The organism is Dolichospermum planctonicum (assembly GCF_005402965.1).
Classification (GTDB): Bacteria; Cyanobacteriota; Cyanobacteriia; order Cyanobacteriales; family Nostocaceae; genus Dolichospermum; species Dolichospermum planctonicum.
The window spans coordinates 97,764-115,346 of record NZ_BJCF01000006.1 but is presented as its reverse complement, the minus strand read 5'-3'; the positions used below and the strand labels follow the sequence as shown (position 1 = coordinate 115,346).

Sequence of the window (17,583 nt, the reverse complement as noted above, 5' to 3'; positions counted from 1 at the left end):
TAGTTTATGCCAAAATTCCTACCAAAATTCTCATTAGATCTTCTAAATCATCAGGAATGCGATATAAGGAAATGTCCTGAAAAATTTGCTGATTGATTTTTTCTAATATTCCAAAACGCCAAGCATCACCAATGGTAACACATCCATAAAAAACATCTCCTTCTTCTACTTGAGAAATAGCAATTAATTCTACAGCAAGTTGTGTAAAACCTCGTGTTAAATCATCATTTTTAGCTTCAACTACCAATAAACTAGGATTATGTTTGAGAAAATAATCTAAATTACCCTTTAACCAGTTATTTACAGACAATGGGTATTCAATTCTCACTTGACATTGACAATAGCGAGCAACTTCTAATAATGTTGGTGCTACTAGGGTTTCTCGTCTTGCTGTTTCACTACTCAAACTTACTAAAGGTAAAGATTCTTCAATTCGTTGTTTTAATTCTTCTAGTCTTTGTAAATGGCGATCGCTTCGTGGTAAAGTAAGATGTTTTCTTATTAACGAATAGCCCAATTCTGCTAGTATTTCATCAGGTTCATAGGGCATTTCAAAGTAAGATCGAAATGTGTAGGATTGATTTTCTGATAATATTTTTTTACGAGTCATAAATTTATCTGAATCAGAATTTACAGGTAAAGAAGTAAAAAGAGCAATTAAAGCCTATTAGAATTTAGATTTTTACATGGCGTGAAAACGTGCATTCATAATCAATCATTTGTCTGAATCAGGATATCCAGGATTTTAGGGTTTACAGGATGTTAATTTTCAATCATCTCACATTCAACTTTGTCTACCGTAGCGATCGCTTCTGTATCAATTTTCATAAAGTAGTCTTTGTTACCTAAGTCTCATGAGTCGAATGTTAGACATATTATACTGTTAGTTACCTATATTTGAGTATATTTGGAGTAAATCTAGATCAGATAATATAATATAATTATTGACAGTTTTAACAGTAAATTAGGTTTGAATTAAGTTTTAATAATTACTACATTTTACTGCCAGAAAGTTTTTATTTCTATACTTCCCTAGCACCCCATGACCACCATTAAAGAAAAACTCATTGCGTCAATTGAAAACGCACCAGAACCTATTCTGGAAAAAACCCTCGACTATCTCGAATATCTCAAAACCAAAATAACTGCCTCTACTATTAAATCAAGCAGTATTCCCATAAAAGATGGAGAACCGATATTACGCGGATGTAAAGCCAAAGATTTGCTATAATTGCCGAAACTTAAACTAGGCAACTTGCAACGGTTGTGTAGGAAGCATTCTAGGTTCTGGTAATGCTTTATTCTCTTGAGTCAGCATCTCCACAAAAGTTTCAATCACTTCCTGACCATTTCTCGCAGCTTCTTCATAAGTTCTACCATGAGTATGAAACTCCTGCCAGGGAAATTCAGGTAAGTGAACTAAAAAAAGTTGATCCTCTTGAGACCATTGAATCACCATACTGTAATGATAAGTCATTCTTCACCTTCTTGATTTTCTTGCTTGTTCAATTCTTCAAGTTTTTTCAGCACCCGTTGAATGTTTTTTTCTAAATATAACGGAGCATCATCTCCATCTTTTCCCGGTATGGTTAATGGTTCTTCCGGTAATAAAGGATGCTTCCAGTAAGTATGACTTCCTTTACCTCTACCTGCTTGAAGGAGATACCCAACTTTTGCTACTATTCCCTTCAGTTCTTTTATTTTCTTCGGCATTTCTCATTACCACACCCCTAGTTTATATTTTATGCTATTTATTTACAACATAATCCTGATTCAGACAAAAAAAAGCGGGCTAACCGCTGATTAGAAGGTTAACCCGTTTCACTTTGGGAACGCGCTAGAGAAATTGTTACTGCAATACCAACTTAACGTTAGCGTTTTGCAGACCGCGCTGTTTTACTTCAGCCAAAGTCTTGTTAACGGCATATTTTTGATTAATAGAGTTGATTAACTCAGTCTGGTTGTGCTTCTTAGCAACACCCCAAAGGTCAGCAATGAGGTCAAAAGAACCGTCACTGTTACGAGACCAACCTAAATCGTACTCGCCTTCCAATACAGCAACGATGTCGGAGCGGAGACGTTGACCATTATAACCGCGAACATCAGCTTCAGTTTTGACACTGATACCCAAGTCGCGCAAAGAAGATTTGAGAATTTCGGCATCGGTGATCTTGGTACGCAGAGTGCTAAAGTGAGACATTTGGGTTTCCTCCAATAAGAAGATTGATGAGAAAAACGACAACGGTTCTTTTTTTTCAGCGAAGCCGCATGATTTGGGAACGGCTTTTTTCTAACTGTTAGTCTTGTGACTAACCTTTCCCCCTGATATAGCAGAGGAAAGCTTTTAAAACTCCATGCGCTGATATTCAGCAACAGAGGAGGCTGCGGGTCTAGCACGCTGTCTGGCCCAGTCTCTTAAAGCTGTGACCTGTTCTTGCATCGTTCGTGACAGCGGCAAAGTAGACTTCAATGCAGCAATAATATCTAATTGGGTGAACTCCCGATCTTGGGCGAAGGCTTCATACATAGCCGCCACGACCGCTTGTTCAATTTCTGCCCCCGAAAAGCCATCGGACATTTTTGCTAGTTGTCCTAAATCAAATCTAGCAATATCTTCCCGGCGTTTGGTCAGGTGAATACCGAAGATATCCTGACGTTCTTCCGGTGTGGGCAGATCCACAAAGAAAATTTCATCAAAACGACCTTTCCTCAAAAACTCTCCAGGTAGGCGTTCTACACGGTTAGCAGTGGCCATTACGAAAACTGGAGATTTCTTTTCTTGCATCCAGGTGAGGAAAGAGCCAAAAATTCTGTTTGATGTCCCCCCATCGGAATCGCCAGAACCACCGCTACCCGCAAAGGATTTATCCAATTCGTCAATAAACAGAATCGTGGGGGAAATTGATTCTGCCGTTTTCAGGGCGTTCCGCAGGTTAGCTTCACTGCGACCCACCATTGAGCCGTCGTAGACCCGCCCCATATCTAATCTCAGAATTGGTAAACCCCATAAACGGGAGGTAGTTTTAGCAATTAGTGACTTACCACAACCGGGAACACCGAGAATTAACATTCCTTTAGGTTGGGGCAAACCATATTCTCTCGCTCTTTCTGTAAAGGCGTTGGAGCGTTGGGTGAGCCAGGTTTTCAACTCTTCCAAACCACCCACAGCATCAATGGTTTCATCTTCTTCGAGGTACTCCAAGATACCGTTACGGCGGATGAGTTGTTTTTTCTCGGACAGGACTATATTAACTTCATTTTCTGTCAATTGCCCCGTTGTTACCTGTGCTTTGCGGTATACTTTCTCAGCTTCATCTTTGGTTAGACCCAAAGCGGCTCGAAGAAGCCTTTCTCGCGCCTCGGTTGTCAGCCGTCGCCCCCGATTTTGCTCTTGATGGGCGGTTAAAACTTTATTTAACTCAGCCATGTCAGGCAATTGAAAATCTAAAACAACAACTTCTTTTTCTAGTTCGATGGGAACTTGTTGCACAGGGGACATTAAGATAATGTTCTTTTGCGTTCCTTTAAAACTAGCGATCGCGTCCCGGAGCGATCTAGTTGTTGCTGGCGCATCAATAAAGGGATGTAAATCTTTAAGAATAAATATACTGGGTTCTTTTTGACGAATTATCCAATCAATTGCTGCTTCGGGAGAAACAGTATTGTGTTGGGTTGTACTGCGAGGTTGACCGTACTCCACGATACCGTGAGTTACTGTCCACACATATACTCGCCTTTGGGGCTTTAACTCTTGAGAGACTTTAAAAATTGCCTGCTCTGCCCGTTCTTCCTCGGAGGTCACAAGGTAGATTAAAGGGTATTGAGCTTGAATTAAAATATTGAGCTCTTCTTTCATACTATCGACCTACTTGAGACCTTATAGAGACAGCACTAATAACGGTAGCCTGGCCTGAAGCCATACTATGAATTAATCATTAACAATTCCTATCTAGCAAGGGACTAATTCTTCCTCACTCTTAGGATGGGTTTGATCTTTTTCTCTGTTGTCAATAGGTAAACATTCTTCACCTATTATTCCCGCTGGATTACCCAAATCCACTAGTTCTCCATTCCGTAACACCAGTGAAGTTTCACAAGTAGGACAGGAATAAAGCCGATGGGTTCGCCCATAAGAAGACGCTTCTAATTCTTCTACTACTTCTGAGTTCGTCAGGTAGAAATTAAGCGCTCGTTCTGCCATATCTGACATCGGTTCTGAGTCAACAGCAGAACGAATTTTCAGTCTTCTGTGCAATTCTGGCGACAAATATAGCGTAACCTTTTGCTTAGTTTGCATATCACTTTCTAGTGGTCTTACCCGGGTATGTATATCACTCTATCTGTTCTTTTCTTGGTTGTCAAGATGGTAAGCCGTTTTAATGCCTATTTTGTTACATTTCTTAATAAATAGTCATTGTTCAGGATTTACATAGTAAATTAAGGTAATAATAAATACTCTATAGTTTGATTGCTAAATCTTTAATTAGATCAAAAATTATTTCCAAAAAAAATCTAGAACTTACCCACAAGTTACGAACTAATGAACCACGTTCGCGGAGCGTCCCGTCAGGGATAGGGGCGAAGATCACGAAGGAAAGAGGTTTTGAGAGATATTTTGCATAAATCCTGACATTAACATGGTAATTTAGGTTTATAGGCAAAATTATTTACCCTGTCTCTTTCCTGTTCTCCTTTTCGACAAGTTATTTTGTTATGGGTGTAACTTATGTCCAAAAGATACTATATGCTACTACTTTAAGTCTTGGCTCATGCTTGATGGTTTGGGGGTGTAATGCTAATGATTTCCAGGTTAAAGATGTGACATGGAAGACATATAAAAATGATCGTTATGGTTTTGAGTTTCCCTACCCCCATACTTGGCAGGAATTAAGAAACCCAGACAACAGTGATGGAGTTGTGTTAGTTTTACCAAACAAGGAAAACCTAGAAATTCGCTCTTATGCCAGTAAGCCCGTATTAAAATTCTCACCCAAAACTCAAGAACATCAAGAACAAGGATATAATTTTCGGACAAATCAAGGGGTTTTTAGCGTCCTGACGGTAGAAGTTAAGGAAAAGGTGACTATAATTAAGTTGACCATTACTCAAGCAGAATTGGAATATTACTGGCAAGGACAAAGCGACAGTCAAGACTTTCAAAATTATTATCGCTTGTTTTACTATATTGCTCAAGAGTATAAAATTAGTCAGGAGTCAGTTGTCAGTAGTCAGTTGTCCGTAGTTAGGTAAGCAGTAGGAATTATTTTTTACTTTTTATTTTTGATTTTTAACTGATTACTGTCTTAGTAAGAATTTAATGATGAAGAGGGGACATAAACCTGATAGATTTAGCTATCAGCGAGTAAAAACTGGTAAAGATGAAAGTCCTGGTTATTGGTGGTGATGGGTATTGTGGTTGGGCAACCGCGCTTTACCTTTCTAATCGAGGTTATGAAGTTGGCATTTTAGATAGTTTGGTGCGACGACACTGGGATAATGAACTGGGTGTAGAAACCCTGACCCCAATCGCACCAATTCAGCAGCGTCTCCAGCGATGGCAAGATTTGACTAGTAAGTCTATTGATCTGTTTATTGGCGATATTACTAATTACGAGTTTCTGCATAAGGCCTTACATCAATTTCAGCCGACAGCAATCGTGCATTTTGGTGAACAGCGTTCAGCCCCATTTTCCATGATTGACCGTGAACACGCTGTTCTTACCCAGGTCAATAATGTGGTGGGTACGTTGAACTTGCTGTATATCATGCGGGAAGATTTCCCAGATTGCCATTTGGTGAAATTGGGAACTATGGGTGAGTATGGAACTCCTAATATTGACATTGAAGAAGGATACATCACGATTGAACACAACGGACGTAAGGATACTTTGCCCTATCCTAAGCAGCCCGGTTCAATGTATCACTTGAGCAAAGTCCATGATAGCCATAATATCCATTTTGCTTGTCGGATTTGGGGGTTAAGGGCTACAGACTTAAATCAAGGGATAGTTTACGGTGTCTTAACTGATGAAACGGGGATGGACGAACTGTTAATTAACCGCTTGGATTATGATGGTGTATTTGGTACAGCACTTAACCGTTTCTGTATTCAAGCCAGCGTAGGACATCCCCTCACCGTCTACGGTAAAGGTGGACAAACTCGCGGATTCTTGGATATTCGGGATACGGTACGATGTATTGAATTAGCGATCGCTAATCCTGCTGAACCGGGAGAATTTCGTGTGTTTAACCAATTTACTGAACTATTTAGTGTCGGTGATTTGGCAATGATGGTGAAAAAAGCCGGTAACGCTATGGGGTTAAATGTGGATATTAACCACATAGATAATCCTAGAGTGGAGAAGGAAGAACACTATTTCAATGCGAAAAATACTAAACTCTTGGATTTGGGTTTACAACCTCACCTGCTTTCAGATTCTTTACTTGATTCGCTTTTAAACTTTGCTGTCAAGTATCAGAACCGAGTTGATCACAAACAAATTCTTCCCAAGGTTTCTTGGCATAGAACATAGGTGACAGTTGACGGGTGACAGTTGACAGTTGACAGTTGACAGTTGACGGGTGACAGTTGACAGTTGACCGTTGACCGTTGACCGTTGACCGTTGACAGGGAGAGAAATTTCTATGGTTCTTTCTCCTAAATTCCTGACTCCTGACTCCTGACTCTTAACTCCTGACTCCTGCTTTCTGGTTTTTTATGCGAATTGCCCTATTTACAGAAACCTTTTTACCGAAAGTTGACGGCATTGTGACACGCCTCCGTCATACTGTTGACCATTTACAACGTCATGGAAATCAAGTTTTGGTATTTGCCCCCGACGGTGGCATCACTGAACATAAAGGTGCGAAAGTTTACGGAGTTAGTGGCTTTCCTTTACCGCTCTATCCAGAGTTAAAAATGTCACTACCTCGCCCTGCCATTGGTCACGCTTTAGCAGAATTTAAACCAGATATTATTCATGTTGTTAATCCCGCTGTTTTGGGACTATCAGGGATTTTTTATAGTAAAGTTCTCAAAATTCCTTTGGTGGCTTCTTATCATACTCACTTGCCACAATATCTGCAACATTACGGTTTAGGGATGTTAGAAGGACTACTATGGGAGTTGCTGAAGGCTGGTCATAATCAAGCAGCATTAAACCTTTGTACCTCTACGGCAATGGTCAAGGAACTTTCAGCACATGGAATTGAAAGAGTGGATTTGTGGCAACGGGGGGTAGATACAGAGTTATTTCATCCTGAGTTGGCTAGTGACAAAATGCGATCGCATCTTTCCCAAAATCATCCAGATAGCCCGTTATTATTGTATGTTGGTCGTCTTTCTGCGGAAAAGGAAATCGAACGCATTAAACCGATTTTAGAAGCTATTCCTGATGCCAGATTAGCATTAGTGGGAGATGGTCCCCACCGCCAAGCTTTAGAAAAACACTTTGCTGGCACAAATACTTATTTTGTCGGTTATCTCATAGGTAAAGAATTAGGCTCTGCCTTTGCCAGCGCTGATGCTTTTATTTTTCCTTCCCGCACAGAAACATTAGGATTAGTGCTGCTAGAAGCCATGGCTTCCGGTTGTCCAGTTGTAGCAGCCCGTTCTGGAGGTATACCTGATATTGTCACAGATGGTGTAAATGGATATCTTTTTGATCCCCAAGCTGATATTCAAGAAGCGATTAATGCTACTATAGGTCTGTTAAAAGAAAAACAGGAAATAAATATTATCCGTAAAAATGCCCGTGCAGAAGCGGAGAAATGGGGCTGGTCATCTGCTACACAACAACTTCAAGATTATTATCAAAAAATAGTCTTCAATGAAAAATTCAATTCTTAATTACCGTTTTCCGTGACCTGTGACATAAACCACAGGGACTTTTCCACCCTGCGGTATCTTTGGCTAAAACATGATAATTAACTAGTTAACTACCCTCTTCAAAACTGTTATTTTGGGAAGGTTGTTCGCCTATTTTCAGTTGTTTTTTTGATTGCTTCAACTGCTTCCAAAGTAACTTTATTTGTTTATACGCTTCCTCAGTGGGAATTTTCCCACCTGTTTCTAGGTTACAGATATAGCCAACTTTTTGAGCAAACTCCTGTAAATTAGCGTTGAATACCAAGTTTTCTGGTTTTACATGACCATAGTAGCGACTACGGGGATAGAGAAAATCGTCTTTACTGATACTCACTATTTTTTCTCCATTTACTCAAATACTCTATAAAACATATACCGTTACCAGCCTTTTCGACATCATATCTACTTATAAGTAGATGGAAAATAAAATGTAACAGAATGCTTACCCTGCGGGCTTTTGCTAAATCCTATGCCTGGATATGTATTTATCAGTCAGGCACTTGAGGAGTTTTTTAGCATTCATCTGATAGTGCGGGGTTTCACAGGCTATAGGTGGAGCTTTAGAGTAATTGGTCATGTCTGATTATCCCCTTATTTATTAACAACAGATTATATAATCTTCTGTAAGTTATGACTATATTCCTGAAAATAGATTAATATATTCTACAATATTTTGCAAATCAAATTTTGGCAGAAGATCAGACACATTCAAAACAGATTCAGATTAGATACATGACTACTGCCATCTATCAGGAAAATTAAGTATATTTAAATATATGAAATATGAGGTAACCTAATGATTTATACATATTTTTTTAGTGGGTTTAGCTTAATTAATCAAGTGACAGGGAACAGATAAGAGTAATAATTTTACATTACCGGTCTAGAATAGATCGGAAGAACTTAAATTAGTTAACTTAAATTAGTTGGTGAAATATGCCGAAAAGTCCTGTTCACCAATGACTAATAACTAAAGATAAAATGGTGAAGCTGATTTCATCAAAGCCGTCCACTACCAAAAACAGTTTTTAATATCTTATCATGTCTGTTAATTCTAAACTCTACGAAGGCAAAGCTAAAATTCTCTACGCTACAGAAGATCCAGAAATTTTGTTGGCTGATTTTAAAGATGATGCTACAGCTTTTAATGCTCAAAAACGCGGCAGCATTGAGAATAAGGGGATGATCAACTGTAGTATTTCTAGCCAACTATTTCAACAATTGGCTAAACAGGGTATTAAAACTCATTTTATTGATAGTCCAGCCCCGCATTTAATGCGAGTAAAAGCTGTAAAAATCATCCCTGTGGAGGTAGTGGTGAGGAACATTGCGGCTGGTAGTCTGTGCAAGGAAACTGGGTTAATACCAGGTACAGTTTTATCAAAGCCTTTAGTGGAATTTTATTACAAAAATGATGATTTAGGTGATCCTTTACTGACGCGCGATCGCTTATTGCTTTTAGAATTAGCGAGACCGGAACAAGTTGATCAAATTACCCATCTAGCATTAGAAATCAACAAATTTCTCCAGGAGTTTTGGGAAAAATGCCAGATTACCTTGGTAGACTTTAAACTTGAATTTGGTGTAGACCACCAACAGCAAATACTATTAGCCGACGAAATTAGTCCTGATACCTGTCGTTTATGGGACATGAACCAAACCGATCCTGAGAACCGAATTATGGATAAAGATCGTTTTCGTCGTGACTTAGGAAATATAGAGAATGCTTACCAGCAGGTTTTACAAAGAGTATTAAAAGTAGTATAAACTACTTAAACAGGGTAAATAACTTTTGACGATTAATGGTGTGTGGTAGTAGAGAGAAAAATGATTAAAACAAGTTTAACACGGGGATTAATGGCAATGGTAGCCATTACAGTTCCCATTGTTGGTTCTTCCGTCAAGGCAAATGCCCAAGCTGTTAATAGTCTTGCAGGGACAACAGAAATTTTGACAGTAGATACAAATCAACTAGACAAGCACAATCCTGGTAAAATTGACAAAAACGAATGTAGGGGCAATAATCCCCCCGTGGTTGCCCAGTGTAATCCCGCCGTGGTTGCCCCAAGGATTATAGAAAAAGCATCTCACCAAGATTCTTCTATTGTTAAAGTTTTAACAACCAATTCAGCACTAGTAAATAATGCTGCTGTGATTGTGCCAAACACTACAACAACTCCAATCACAGCACAAGTTCCACAACCAAAGCCCACCCAACCCTCCGAGACTGAATCTAATCAAGAAAATCAGAATCTCCCGACAACACCACCGACATCATCTCCTAATCCAGAAACAACGGAAGCGCGGGTGTTGGTGTCAGAAGTAGTTGTGAAAACGGAGACGGGAAAAATCACGCCCGAATTAGAAGCGGAAATTTACAAAGTCATTCGTACCCAAGCGGGACAGACAGCAACCCGTTCTCAACTGCAAGAAGATATTAATGCGATTGTGAGAATTGGGCTTTTCTCCAACGTGCAAGCGCTTCCAGAAGATACACCCCTGGGCGTACGGGTGAGTTTTATTGTCACCCCTAATCCTATTCTCAGTAAAGTAGAATTAGAAGCAAATCCTGGAACGGGTGTAGCTTCCGTACTTCCTGGGGAAACTGCACAAGAAATATTTAGTAGTCAATATGGAAAAATTCTCAACTTGCGGGAATTACAAGAGGGAATCAAACAATTAACCAAACGTTATCAAGACCAAGGTTATGTATTAGCCAACTTAATTGGAGTACCGAAAATCTCAGAAAATGGAGTTGTCACCCTACAGATAGCAGAAGGGGTGGTGGAAAACGTGAAAGTTAAATTCCGCGATAAAGAAGGACAAGAGGTCAACGAGAAGGGAGAACCAATTCGGGGACGGACAAAAGATTATATAATTACTAGGGAAGTAGAGTTAAAACCTGGGCAGGTATTTAACCGTAACATTGTTCAAAGAGACTTACAAAGGGTTTTTGGGTTAGCGTTGTTTGAAGATGTCAATGTTTCCCTTGATCCTGGAACTGATCCGAGTAAAGTTACTGTAGTAATAAATGTAGCAGAACGCAGTAGCGGCTCTATTGCCGCAGGGGCGGGGATTAGTTCCGCCAGTGGTTTGTTTGGAACTATCAGCTATCAGCAGCAAAACCTGGGGGGAAGAAACCAAAAATTGGGAACAGAGGTACAGTTAGGGGAACGGGAACTACTATTTGACTTGCGATTTACTGATCCTTGGATTGCGGGTGATCCTTATCGCACTTCTTATACAACTAATATTTTCCGTCGTCGTTCTATTTCCTTGATTTTTGAAGGTAAAGATAAAAACATAGAGACTTTCGATCCCAATAATATTACGAATACAGATGCCCAGGTTAGCCCCCGGATTACTCGTTTGGGTGGTGGTATCACATTTACTCGTCCATTGACGACCAATCCCTACAAAAATGCAGCATGGGTGGCTTCTGCTGGACTACAATATCAACGGGTTTCTGGTCGTGATGCTGATGGTAATTTGAGGACAGAAGGGGCGCTATTTGATGGTAGCAACATTAGTGCTAAAATTCCCTTAACTGTTTCCCCTTCAGGAGAAGACGATTTATTTCTACTCAAGTTAGGAGCGCAAAGGGATCTCCGTAATAATCCGAACCAACCCACAAAAGGTTCTTACCTCAGCTTTGGACTTGATCAATCTGTACCTGTAGGTTCAGGTGGTATTTTTATGACTAGGTTCCGGGGTAACTATAGTCAGTATCTACCGATTAAATTGATTGGCTTTAGTAAAAAACCAGAAACTTTAGCATTTAACGCCCAAGGGGGGACGATTTTAGGAGATTTACCTCCCTATGAAGCTTTTACTCTCGGTGGTAGTAACTCGGTGCGGGGTTATGGTGAAGGTAGATTAGGATCTGGTAGCAGTTATATCCAAGCTGCGGCTGAGTATCGGTTTCCTGTTTTCTCTGTTGTCAGTGGCGCACTATTTTTTGATTATGGTAGTGACTTGGGAACTAGTACCAAAGCCGCACAATTGTTAAATAAAAGTGGCGACGGTTATGGCTATGGTTTAGGTTTGCGGATACAATCACCACTAGGACCTATTCGGATAGATTACGGGATCACTGATAATAATGAAAGTCGGATTAATTTTGGGATCGGGGAAAGATTTTAATTTGTTTGGTCAATAATCAGGACAATATTAATCAGGGTTTCTACTCAAGATGGAAGATGGGCAATATTAGTTACAATATTACAGATGGTGAGACTATGCAGCAACATACTTTAGCTGGGGAAATTACTCAGACTGGTGTGGGGCTGCATAGTGGTGTTAAAACTCAAGTGCGAATATTAGCAGCACCAGCGGGAAGTGGTCGCTTTTTTGTCCGGGTAGATTTACCTGGTTCACCAATTATCCCCGCGCAAATTGCGGCTGTGAGTCAGACTGTGCTTTCTACTCAATTGGGTAAGAATCAAGTCTGTGTTCGCACTGTAGAGCATTTATTGGCGGCTTTGGCAGCTATGGGGGTTGATAATGTCAAAATTGAAATTGATGGACCGGAAATACCCCTTTTAGACGGTTCGGCTGAAATTTGGTGTCAGAAAATTGCGGAAGTCGGTTTAGTTTCCCAACAACTAGTGAAAATAACTACACCTTTAATTATTACTGAACCTATTTGGATTTATGAGGGTGATGCTTTTGTTTGCGCTTTACCCGCTCCAGAAACTCGTTTTAGCTATGGTATAGATTTTAATTTGCCGGCAATTGGTAATCAATGGTACAGTTTTTTAATGAGTACAGATTTAGAAAAGTCTTCTGCTGACTTTGTTTCAGAAATTGCACCTGCGCGAACTTTTGGGTTACAGCATCAAATTGAACATTTACAAAAATCGGGATTAATTAAAGGTGGGAGTTTAGATAATGCTCTAGTTTGTGGTCCCCAAGGTTGGTTAAATCCACCATTACGATTTGCAAATGAACCAGTTCGTCATAAAATCTTGGATCTAGTAGGAGATTTGAGTTTGCTGGGAAATTTCCCTATAGCTCATTTTTTGGCTTACAAGGCTAGTCATAATTTACACATTAAACTAGCAAACAGGATTTTAGAATTGATCTAAAATTCCCCAATTTACCAATTTACTTATTTTGGTGTCTAATAACTTACGTAAAGTACCACTAATGTCCACTATTACTGAATCTAATTCTCCGTCAAGCAATCCACAGACTATTAAAACTACCTTTAGTATTGAGGAAATTCAGGAACTATTACCCCATCGTTATCCATTTTTACTGGTAGATCGGATTATTGACTATGTTCCTGGAAAAAAAGCCGTGGGTATTAAAAATGTTAGCTTTAATGAACCCCAATTTCAAGGGCATTTTCCAGGGCGATCGCTGATGCCCGGTGTGCTAATTATTGAGGCAATGGCACAGGTTGGGGGTGTGGTAATGACGCAAATGCCAGATTCACAAGGAGGACTATTTGTATTTGCCGGTATTGATAAAGTTCGTTTTCGTCGTCAAGTTGTTCCCGGAGATCAATTAGTCATGACGGTGGAACTGTTGTGGGTAAAGCAGCGTCGTTTTGGAAAAATGCAAGGAAAAGCGGAAGTTAATGGACAATTAGCCGCTGAAGGGGAATTGATGTTTTCTTTGATTAGTTAATCATTAATTGCAATTAAAGAAATCTCAATGGCTAATGTTTAGATACGTTGTAGCTTTGAGAAAGTTTGAATAAATTAAACACTACTATACCCCTAATTTTCAATTTTCGCCCTCACACATAACTTACTTTACCCGACAAGTTTCTTCACTGAAATACTGGATATAAAAAAGCACTTAATTTGGGAGATTCACCTTTGAAAACACTTATTCATCCAACTGCTGTCATTCATGCTAACGCAAAACTCCACCCAACAGTGCAAGTCGGTGCTTATGCTGTGATAGGAGAGAATGTTAAAGTTGGTGCAGATACTGTAATTGGCTCTCACGTTGTCCTAGAGGGACTTTGTGAAATTGGTACAGGAAATCAGATTTTTTCCGGCGCCGTTATCGGTATGCAGCCGCAAGACCTCAAATACCTGGGAGAACCGACTTGGGTAAGAATTGGTAACAATAATTCTATCCGTGAGTACGTAACGATTAACCGCGCTACTGGACGTGGAGAAGCGACAATTATCGGTAATGGCAATTTATTAATGGCCTATGTTCATGTAGGTCATAATTGTGAGATTTCAGATTCTGTTATTATTGCTAACTCTGTAGCATTGGCAGGTCATGTACATATTGAATCACGAGCTAGGTTGAGCGGTGTTTTAGGTGTGCATCAATTTGTCCATATTGGGGGAATGTCAATGATAGGCGGTATGGCACGCATTGATAGAGATGTACCTCCTTATATGTTAGTGGAGGGAAATCCTGCAAGAGTGCGATCGCTCAATTTGGTAGGATTAAAACGTTCAGGGATGGCTGTTAGCGATTTTCAATTAATTAAAAAGGCTTTCCGTCTGCTTTATCATTCTGATTTGCTGTTTAAAGATGCTTTACAAGAGTTGGAAAATTTGGGAGATACGGAAGAATTAAAACATCTTCGCCGTTTTTTGCTACTTTCCCAAATGCCGGGAAGACGAGGGTTAATTCCCGGAAAAGGCAAAAAAACAGTCATTGATGAATAATGAATAGGAAATCAAATCTGGGGCGGGGTTTTCCCGTCCTCAAAATTGATTAGTGACTCTGTTTTGGTGGAAAGAATAAAGTTTTAAAAAACCACAAAGACGCAAAGGACACGAAGGAAGAAAAGAAGAATAATAAAAAAAATAGAAAAGTAAGTAAAAATCTAAAATCTAAAATCTAAAATGCGGATATTTATTAGTACTGGTGAAGTTTCTGGAGATCTACAGGGTTCGCTATTAATTGCAGCGCTTCAACGTCAAGCTGTAGCTGTCGGGTTGACCTTAGAAATTGTAGCTTTGGGTGGGGAGAAAATGGCGCAAGCTGGGGCGAAAATTTTAGGTAATACCAGTGGTATTGGTTCAATGGGTTTGATTGAATCTTTGCCTTATGTTATTCCTACATTAAGAGTACAACGGAGTGCGATCGCTTATTTAAAAGAAAATCCCCCTGATTTGGTGGTACTAATTGATTATATGGGTCCTAATTTGGGAATTGGGACTTACATGAAGGAAAATTTACCTGATGTTCCTGTTGCTTATTATATTGCTCCTCAAGAGTGGGTATGGTCAATGAGTTTTCAAAATACCAACCGCATTGTTGGTTTTACAGATAAACTATTAGCAATTTTCCCAGAAGAAGCGCGGTATTATCAACAAAATGGGGCAAATGTTTGTTGGGTAGGACATCCTTTGATTGATAGAATGGCAAATGCACCCAGTCGAGAAATTGCCAGGGAAAAATTAGGAATTAAAGAGGAAGAAATTACCATTGCTTTGTTACCAGCTTCCCGTCATCAAGAATTAAAATATCTGTTACCAATTATTTTTGCAGCGGCTAAAAATATTCAATCTAATTTACCAAATGTCCATTTTTTAATTCCTCTATCTTTGGAAACATTTAGAAATACAATTACAGCAGCAATTAAAGATTATAGTTTGCAAGCTACGGTAGTATTAGGTAAAGAAAGAGAAGTTTTTGCAGCGGCTGATTTTGCAATTACTAAATCGGGAACTGTGAATTTAGAATTAGCATTATTAAATGTTCCCCAAGTTGTAGTTTATCGTCTACACCCCCTCACAGCTTGGATTGCACGTCATATTCTTAAAGGTTCAATTCCCTTTGCTTCTCCAGTAAATTTAGTTGTCATGCGCGAAATTGTCCCAGAATTTTTACAGGAAAAAGCCACAACAGAGAATATTACTCAAGCTGCTATGGAATTATTATTGAATTGTCAAAAAAGACAAAAAACCTTGACAGATTATCAAGAAATGCGCTATTCTTTGGGAGAATTGGGAGTGTGCGATCGCACAGCCAAAGAAATATTAGCAATGTACATTTAATTCAAATGACTCGTTTTATCCATGACCAATTCGCAAAAGATTACCTAGAAGAACTACTAAAAGCCTATGGTTAAGACTTCTAGGAAGAGGAACAGTACAAAAACAAGCAATTGATGAATTAGTTGCGTTACCATCAAATCAGCCCTATGTAGAAATTACACTAGAGCTACTTTATAACCTCCAGCAGAATTTAAGAATCAATCAAAGTTCACAAACAGAAGATAGGGAGTTGATTATGAGATTAGCACCACTTTACCAACAAGATCGAGAACTAGCTAAACAAGAAGGAGAACAACGTCTAATTATCCGTCAATTAAATCGTCGAATTGGTGAAATTGAATCATCATTAATTCAAAAAGTCCAAGCATTATCTGTTGAGCAACTTGAAGAACTTGGAGAAGCTTTGTTAGATTTTACTTCAATTGGAGATCTAGAAAATTGGCTGCAATCTGTAAACTTAATCATAACTAAATAATGACCAAAAAACGAGCAATTGCAGTTGATTTATTTGCGGGTGCAGGAGGGATGACTTTAGGCTTTGAACAAGCTGGGTTTGATGTCCTTGCTTCTGTGGAAATAGACCCAATTCATTGTGCAATTCATCAATTTAATTTTCCTTTTTGGACTGTATTATGTAAAAGCGTGGAAGAGACAACAGGGGAAGAAATTAGGAATAGTTCTCAAATTGCTAATCAAGAAATTGATGTAGTATTTGGTGGTCCACCCTGTCAAGGTTTTTCATTAATGGGAAAACGTTCTTTTGATGATCCCAGAAACTCTTTAGTTTTCCATTTTATTAGGTTGGTTAGAGAATTACAACCTAAGTTTTTTGTATTGGAAAATGTCAAAGGAATGACAGTCGGAAAACATAAAGAATTTATTGCAGAAATCATTAGTCAATTTTCCGAAAGTGGTTATCAAGTTAATGCAAATTATCAAGTTTTAAATGCAGCTAATTATGGAGTCCCACAAAATCGAGAAAGGTTATTTTTACTCGGTTCACGTCAAAATATAGAAGTTCCAAAATATCCAGAAAAAATTACATTCCCTGGTCAAAAATCTCCGACAGTTTGGGACGCATTACAAGATTTACCAGTCATAGAAAACTATCCAGAATTATATCAACAAGATTGGATAATTACTGAATTTAGTAACCCTAGTAATTATGCTAAAAAACTGCGTAATCTGGAAATTGCCAAAAATAACTATTCCTATCAACGTCAGTATGATCATAATTTACTCACATCAAGTTTAAGAAGCAAACACTCACCCGAATCTATGGAAAGATTTGCCTCTACACCCCATGGTAAAATTGAATCAATCAGTCGCTTTCATAAACTTGATCCTCATGGTTTATGTAATACTTTAAGAGCGGGAACACCTAGCAATAAAGGTGCATTTACTTCTCCTCGTCCTATACATCCTTTTATTCCCAGATGTATTACTGTGAGGGAAGCTGCGCGTTTACATTCCTATCCTGATTGGTTTAGATTTCATCCCACAAAATGGCATGGTTTTCGACAAATTGGTAATTCTGTTCCCCCGCTTTTAGCGCAAGCAGTCGCAGAGGAAATTATTCAAGTTTTAGATATCAAATCGTCTCAACCTCAAGGTATTAAAGATTTAGGGGATATTAATTTATTAACATTTGATATGTCAGCAGCAGCGAAATATTTTGGAGTAAACCCTCATGTTATAGAACCGAGAACTAGGAAAAATAGATAATAACTATCT

The 17,583-nt window shown here is 39.0% G+C and carries 18 protein-coding genes and 1 pseudogene; 12 read left to right on the top strand and 7 right to left on the bottom strand.

The features are described 5' to 3' along the window. Positions 1-4 precede the first annotated feature (4 nt). Positions 5-610: a hypothetical protein gene (locus FFO06_RS04840; protein ID WP_137907004.1), complete on the bottom strand. Its 606-nt coding sequence runs from the start codon at positions 608-610 to the stop codon at positions 5-7. Positions 611-1,042: 432 nt separating this feature from the next. Here FFO06_RS04840 and FFO06_RS04835 point away from each other — a divergent pair, with 432 nt between their 5' ends. Then, entirely contained in the window at positions 1,043-1,231 is a 189-nt protein-coding gene (locus FFO06_RS04835) for a hypothetical protein (protein WP_228036633.1), read from the top strand. 15 nt (positions 1,232-1,246) lie between these two features. Here the strand turns inward: FFO06_RS04835 and FFO06_RS04830 are convergent, their stop codons facing one another. From FFO06_RS04830 to FFO06_RS04810, 5 genes are all read right to left on the bottom strand, one after another. Beyond that, positions 1,247-1,477, bottom strand: coding sequence for a type II toxin-antitoxin system HicB family antitoxin (locus FFO06_RS04830; protein ID WP_028091050.1), 231 nt, complete (start codon positions 1,475-1,477; stop codon positions 1,247-1,249). Further along, complete coding sequence (locus tag FFO06_RS04825; protein ID WP_137907003.1) at positions 1,474-1,713, bottom strand: type II toxin-antitoxin system HicA family toxin; 240 nt, start codon at positions 1,711-1,713, stop codon at positions 1,474-1,476. Before FFO06_RS04825 ends, FFO06_RS04830 begins: the two co-directional genes overlap by 4 nt. Before the next feature lie 136 nt (positions 1,714-1,849). Further along, entirely contained in the window at positions 1,850-2,200 is a 351-nt protein-coding gene (locus FFO06_RS04820; RefSeq protein WP_015081375.1) for a DUF1257 domain-containing protein, read from the bottom strand. A 144-nt stretch (positions 2,201-2,344) separates the two neighbouring features. Next, positions 2,345-3,856 (bottom strand): stress-responsive protein Ycf46, encoded by a 1,512-nt coding sequence (gene ycf46 / locus FFO06_RS04815; RefSeq protein WP_137907002.1) that lies wholly within the window; start codon positions 3,854-3,856, stop codon positions 2,345-2,347. Positions 3,857-3,949: 93 nt separating this feature from the next. After that, entirely contained in the window at positions 3,950-4,297 is a 348-nt protein-coding gene (locus FFO06_RS04810; RefSeq protein ID WP_137907001.1) for a slr0373 family blue light stress response protein, read from the bottom strand. Between the two features lie 521 nt (positions 4,298-4,818). Here FFO06_RS04810 and FFO06_RS04805 point away from each other — a divergent pair. The 3 genes from FFO06_RS04805 to FFO06_RS04795 all read left to right on the top strand — a co-directional run bounded on the left by FFO06_RS04805 (position 4,819) and on the right by FFO06_RS04795 (position 7,849). After that, complete coding sequence (locus FFO06_RS04805) at positions 4,819-5,250, top strand: hypothetical protein (protein ID WP_236097065.1); 432 nt, start codon at positions 4,819-4,821, stop codon at positions 5,248-5,250. 128 nt (positions 5,251-5,378) lie between these two features. Next, positions 5,379-6,533, top strand: a complete 1,155-nt coding sequence (locus FFO06_RS04800) for an NAD-dependent epimerase/dehydratase family protein (protein ID WP_137907000.1) — start codon at positions 5,379-5,381, stop codon at positions 6,531-6,533. A 185-nt stretch (positions 6,534-6,718) separates the two neighbouring features. Beyond that, the gene (locus FFO06_RS04795) at positions 6,719-7,849 is read left to right on the top strand and encodes a glycosyltransferase family 4 protein (RefSeq protein WP_137906999.1); all 1,131 of its coding nucleotides are present in this window, start codon (positions 6,719-6,721) and stop codon (positions 7,847-7,849) included. Positions 7,850-7,934: 85 nt separating this feature from the next. Here FFO06_RS04795 and FFO06_RS04790 read toward each other — a convergent pair whose 3' ends face one another. After that, the gene (locus FFO06_RS04790; protein WP_137907037.1) at positions 7,935-8,195 is read right to left on the bottom strand and encodes a DUF7219 family protein; all 261 of its coding nucleotides are present in this window, start codon (positions 8,193-8,195) and stop codon (positions 7,935-7,937) included. 713 nt (positions 8,196-8,908) lie between these two features. Here FFO06_RS04790 and purC point away from each other — a divergent pair. The 8 genes and pseudogenes from purC to FFO06_RS04750 all read left to right on the top strand — a co-directional run bounded on the left by purC (position 8,909) and on the right by FFO06_RS04750 (position 17,574). Further along, positions 8,909-9,634 carry a phosphoribosylaminoimidazolesuccinocarboxamide synthase gene (gene purC / locus FFO06_RS04785; protein WP_137906998.1) on the top strand — a complete coding sequence of 242 codons (726 nt, stop codon included), beginning with the start codon at positions 8,909-8,911 and terminating at the stop codon, positions 9,632-9,634. 60 nt (positions 9,635-9,694) lie between these two features. Further along, a complete protein-coding gene (locus FFO06_RS04780) occupies positions 9,695-12,010 on the top strand; it encodes a BamA/TamA family outer membrane protein (protein ID WP_137906997.1) in 2,316 nt (771 codons plus the stop codon). 95 nt (positions 12,011-12,105) lie between these two features. Beyond that, positions 12,106-12,954 (top strand): UDP-3-O-acyl-N-acetylglucosamine deacetylase, encoded by an 849-nt coding sequence (gene lpxC / locus FFO06_RS04775; RefSeq protein ID WP_137906996.1) that lies wholly within the window; start codon positions 12,106-12,108, stop codon positions 12,952-12,954. Positions 12,955-13,015: 61 nt separating this feature from the next. Beyond that, complete coding sequence (gene fabZ / locus FFO06_RS04770; protein ID WP_137906995.1) at positions 13,016-13,501, top strand: 3-hydroxyacyl-ACP dehydratase FabZ; 486 nt, start codon at positions 13,016-13,018, stop codon at positions 13,499-13,501. Positions 13,502-13,695: 194 nt separating this feature from the next. Next, on the top strand, positions 13,696-14,511 hold the full coding sequence (gene lpxA, locus FFO06_RS04765; protein ID WP_137906994.1) for an acyl-ACP--UDP-N-acetylglucosamine O-acyltransferase: 816 nt from the start codon (positions 13,696-13,698) through the stop codon (positions 14,509-14,511). Positions 14,512-14,691: 180 nt separating this feature from the next. Further along, entirely contained in the window at positions 14,692-15,849 is a 1,158-nt protein-coding gene (lpxB, locus tag FFO06_RS04760; RefSeq protein ID WP_137906993.1) for a lipid-A-disaccharide synthase, read from the top strand. A 49-nt stretch (positions 15,850-15,898) separates the two neighbouring features. After that, positions 15,899-16,324, top strand: a pseudogene (locus FFO06_RS04755) (DUF4351 domain-containing protein); the annotation flags it as partial. After that, positions 16,324-17,574, top strand: coding sequence for a DNA cytosine methyltransferase (locus tag FFO06_RS04750; RefSeq protein WP_137906992.1), 1,251 nt, complete (start codon positions 16,324-16,326; stop codon positions 17,572-17,574). The pseudogene FFO06_RS04755 and the gene FFO06_RS04750, both read left to right, overlap by 1 nt. Positions 17,575-17,583 lie beyond the last annotated feature (9 nt).

Bases quoted from the DNA above. Each gene is read 5' to 3' on its own strand.
- FFO06_RS04800 (WP_137907000.1), top strand. From the start codon at position 5,379: ATGAAAGTCCTGGTTATTGGTGGTGATGGGTATTGTGGTTGGGCAACC.
- FFO06_RS04795 (WP_137906999.1), top strand. From the start codon at position 6,719: ATGCGAATTGCCCTATTTACAGAAACCTTTTTACCGAAAGTTGACGGC.
- FFO06_RS04810 (WP_137907001.1), bottom strand. From the start codon at position 4,297: ATGCAAACTAAGCAAAAGGTTACGCTATATTTGTCGCCAGAATTGCAC.
- FFO06_RS04750 (WP_137906992.1), top strand. From the start codon at position 16,324: ATGACCAAAAAACGAGCAATTGCAGTTGATTTATTTGCGGGTGCAGGA.
- lpxB (WP_137906993.1), top strand. From the start codon at position 14,692: ATGCGGATATTTATTAGTACTGGTGAAGTTTCTGGAGATCTACAGGGT.
- FFO06_RS04835 (WP_228036633.1), top strand. From the start codon at position 1,043: ATGACCACCATTAAAGAAAAACTCATTGCGTCAATTGAAAACGCACCA.
- FFO06_RS04820 (WP_015081375.1), bottom strand. From the start codon at position 2,200: ATGTCTCACTTTAGCACTCTGCGTACCAAGATCACCGATGCCGAAATT.
- FFO06_RS04825 (WP_137907003.1), bottom strand. From the start codon at position 1,713: ATGCCGAAGAAAATAAAAGAACTGAAGGGAATAGTAGCAAAAGTTGGG.
- lpxC (WP_137906996.1), top strand. From the start codon at position 12,106: ATGCAGCAACATACTTTAGCTGGGGAAATTACTCAGACTGGTGTGGGG.
- FFO06_RS04830 (WP_028091050.1), bottom strand. From the start codon at position 1,477: ATGACTTATCATTACAGTATGGTGATTCAATGGTCTCAAGAGGATCAA.
- FFO06_RS04840 (WP_137907004.1), bottom strand. From the start codon at position 610: ATGACTCGTAAAAAAATATTATCAGAAAATCAATCCTACACATTTCGA.
- purC (WP_137906998.1), top strand. From the start codon at position 8,909: ATGTCTGTTAATTCTAAACTCTACGAAGGCAAAGCTAAAATTCTCTAC.
- ycf46 (WP_137907002.1), bottom strand. From the start codon at position 3,856: ATGAAAGAAGAGCTCAATATTTTAATTCAAGCTCAATACCCTTTAATC.
- fabZ (WP_137906995.1), top strand. From the start codon at position 13,016: ATGTCCACTATTACTGAATCTAATTCTCCGTCAAGCAATCCACAGACT.
- FFO06_RS04780 (WP_137906997.1), top strand. From the start codon at position 9,695: ATGATTAAAACAAGTTTAACACGGGGATTAATGGCAATGGTAGCCATT.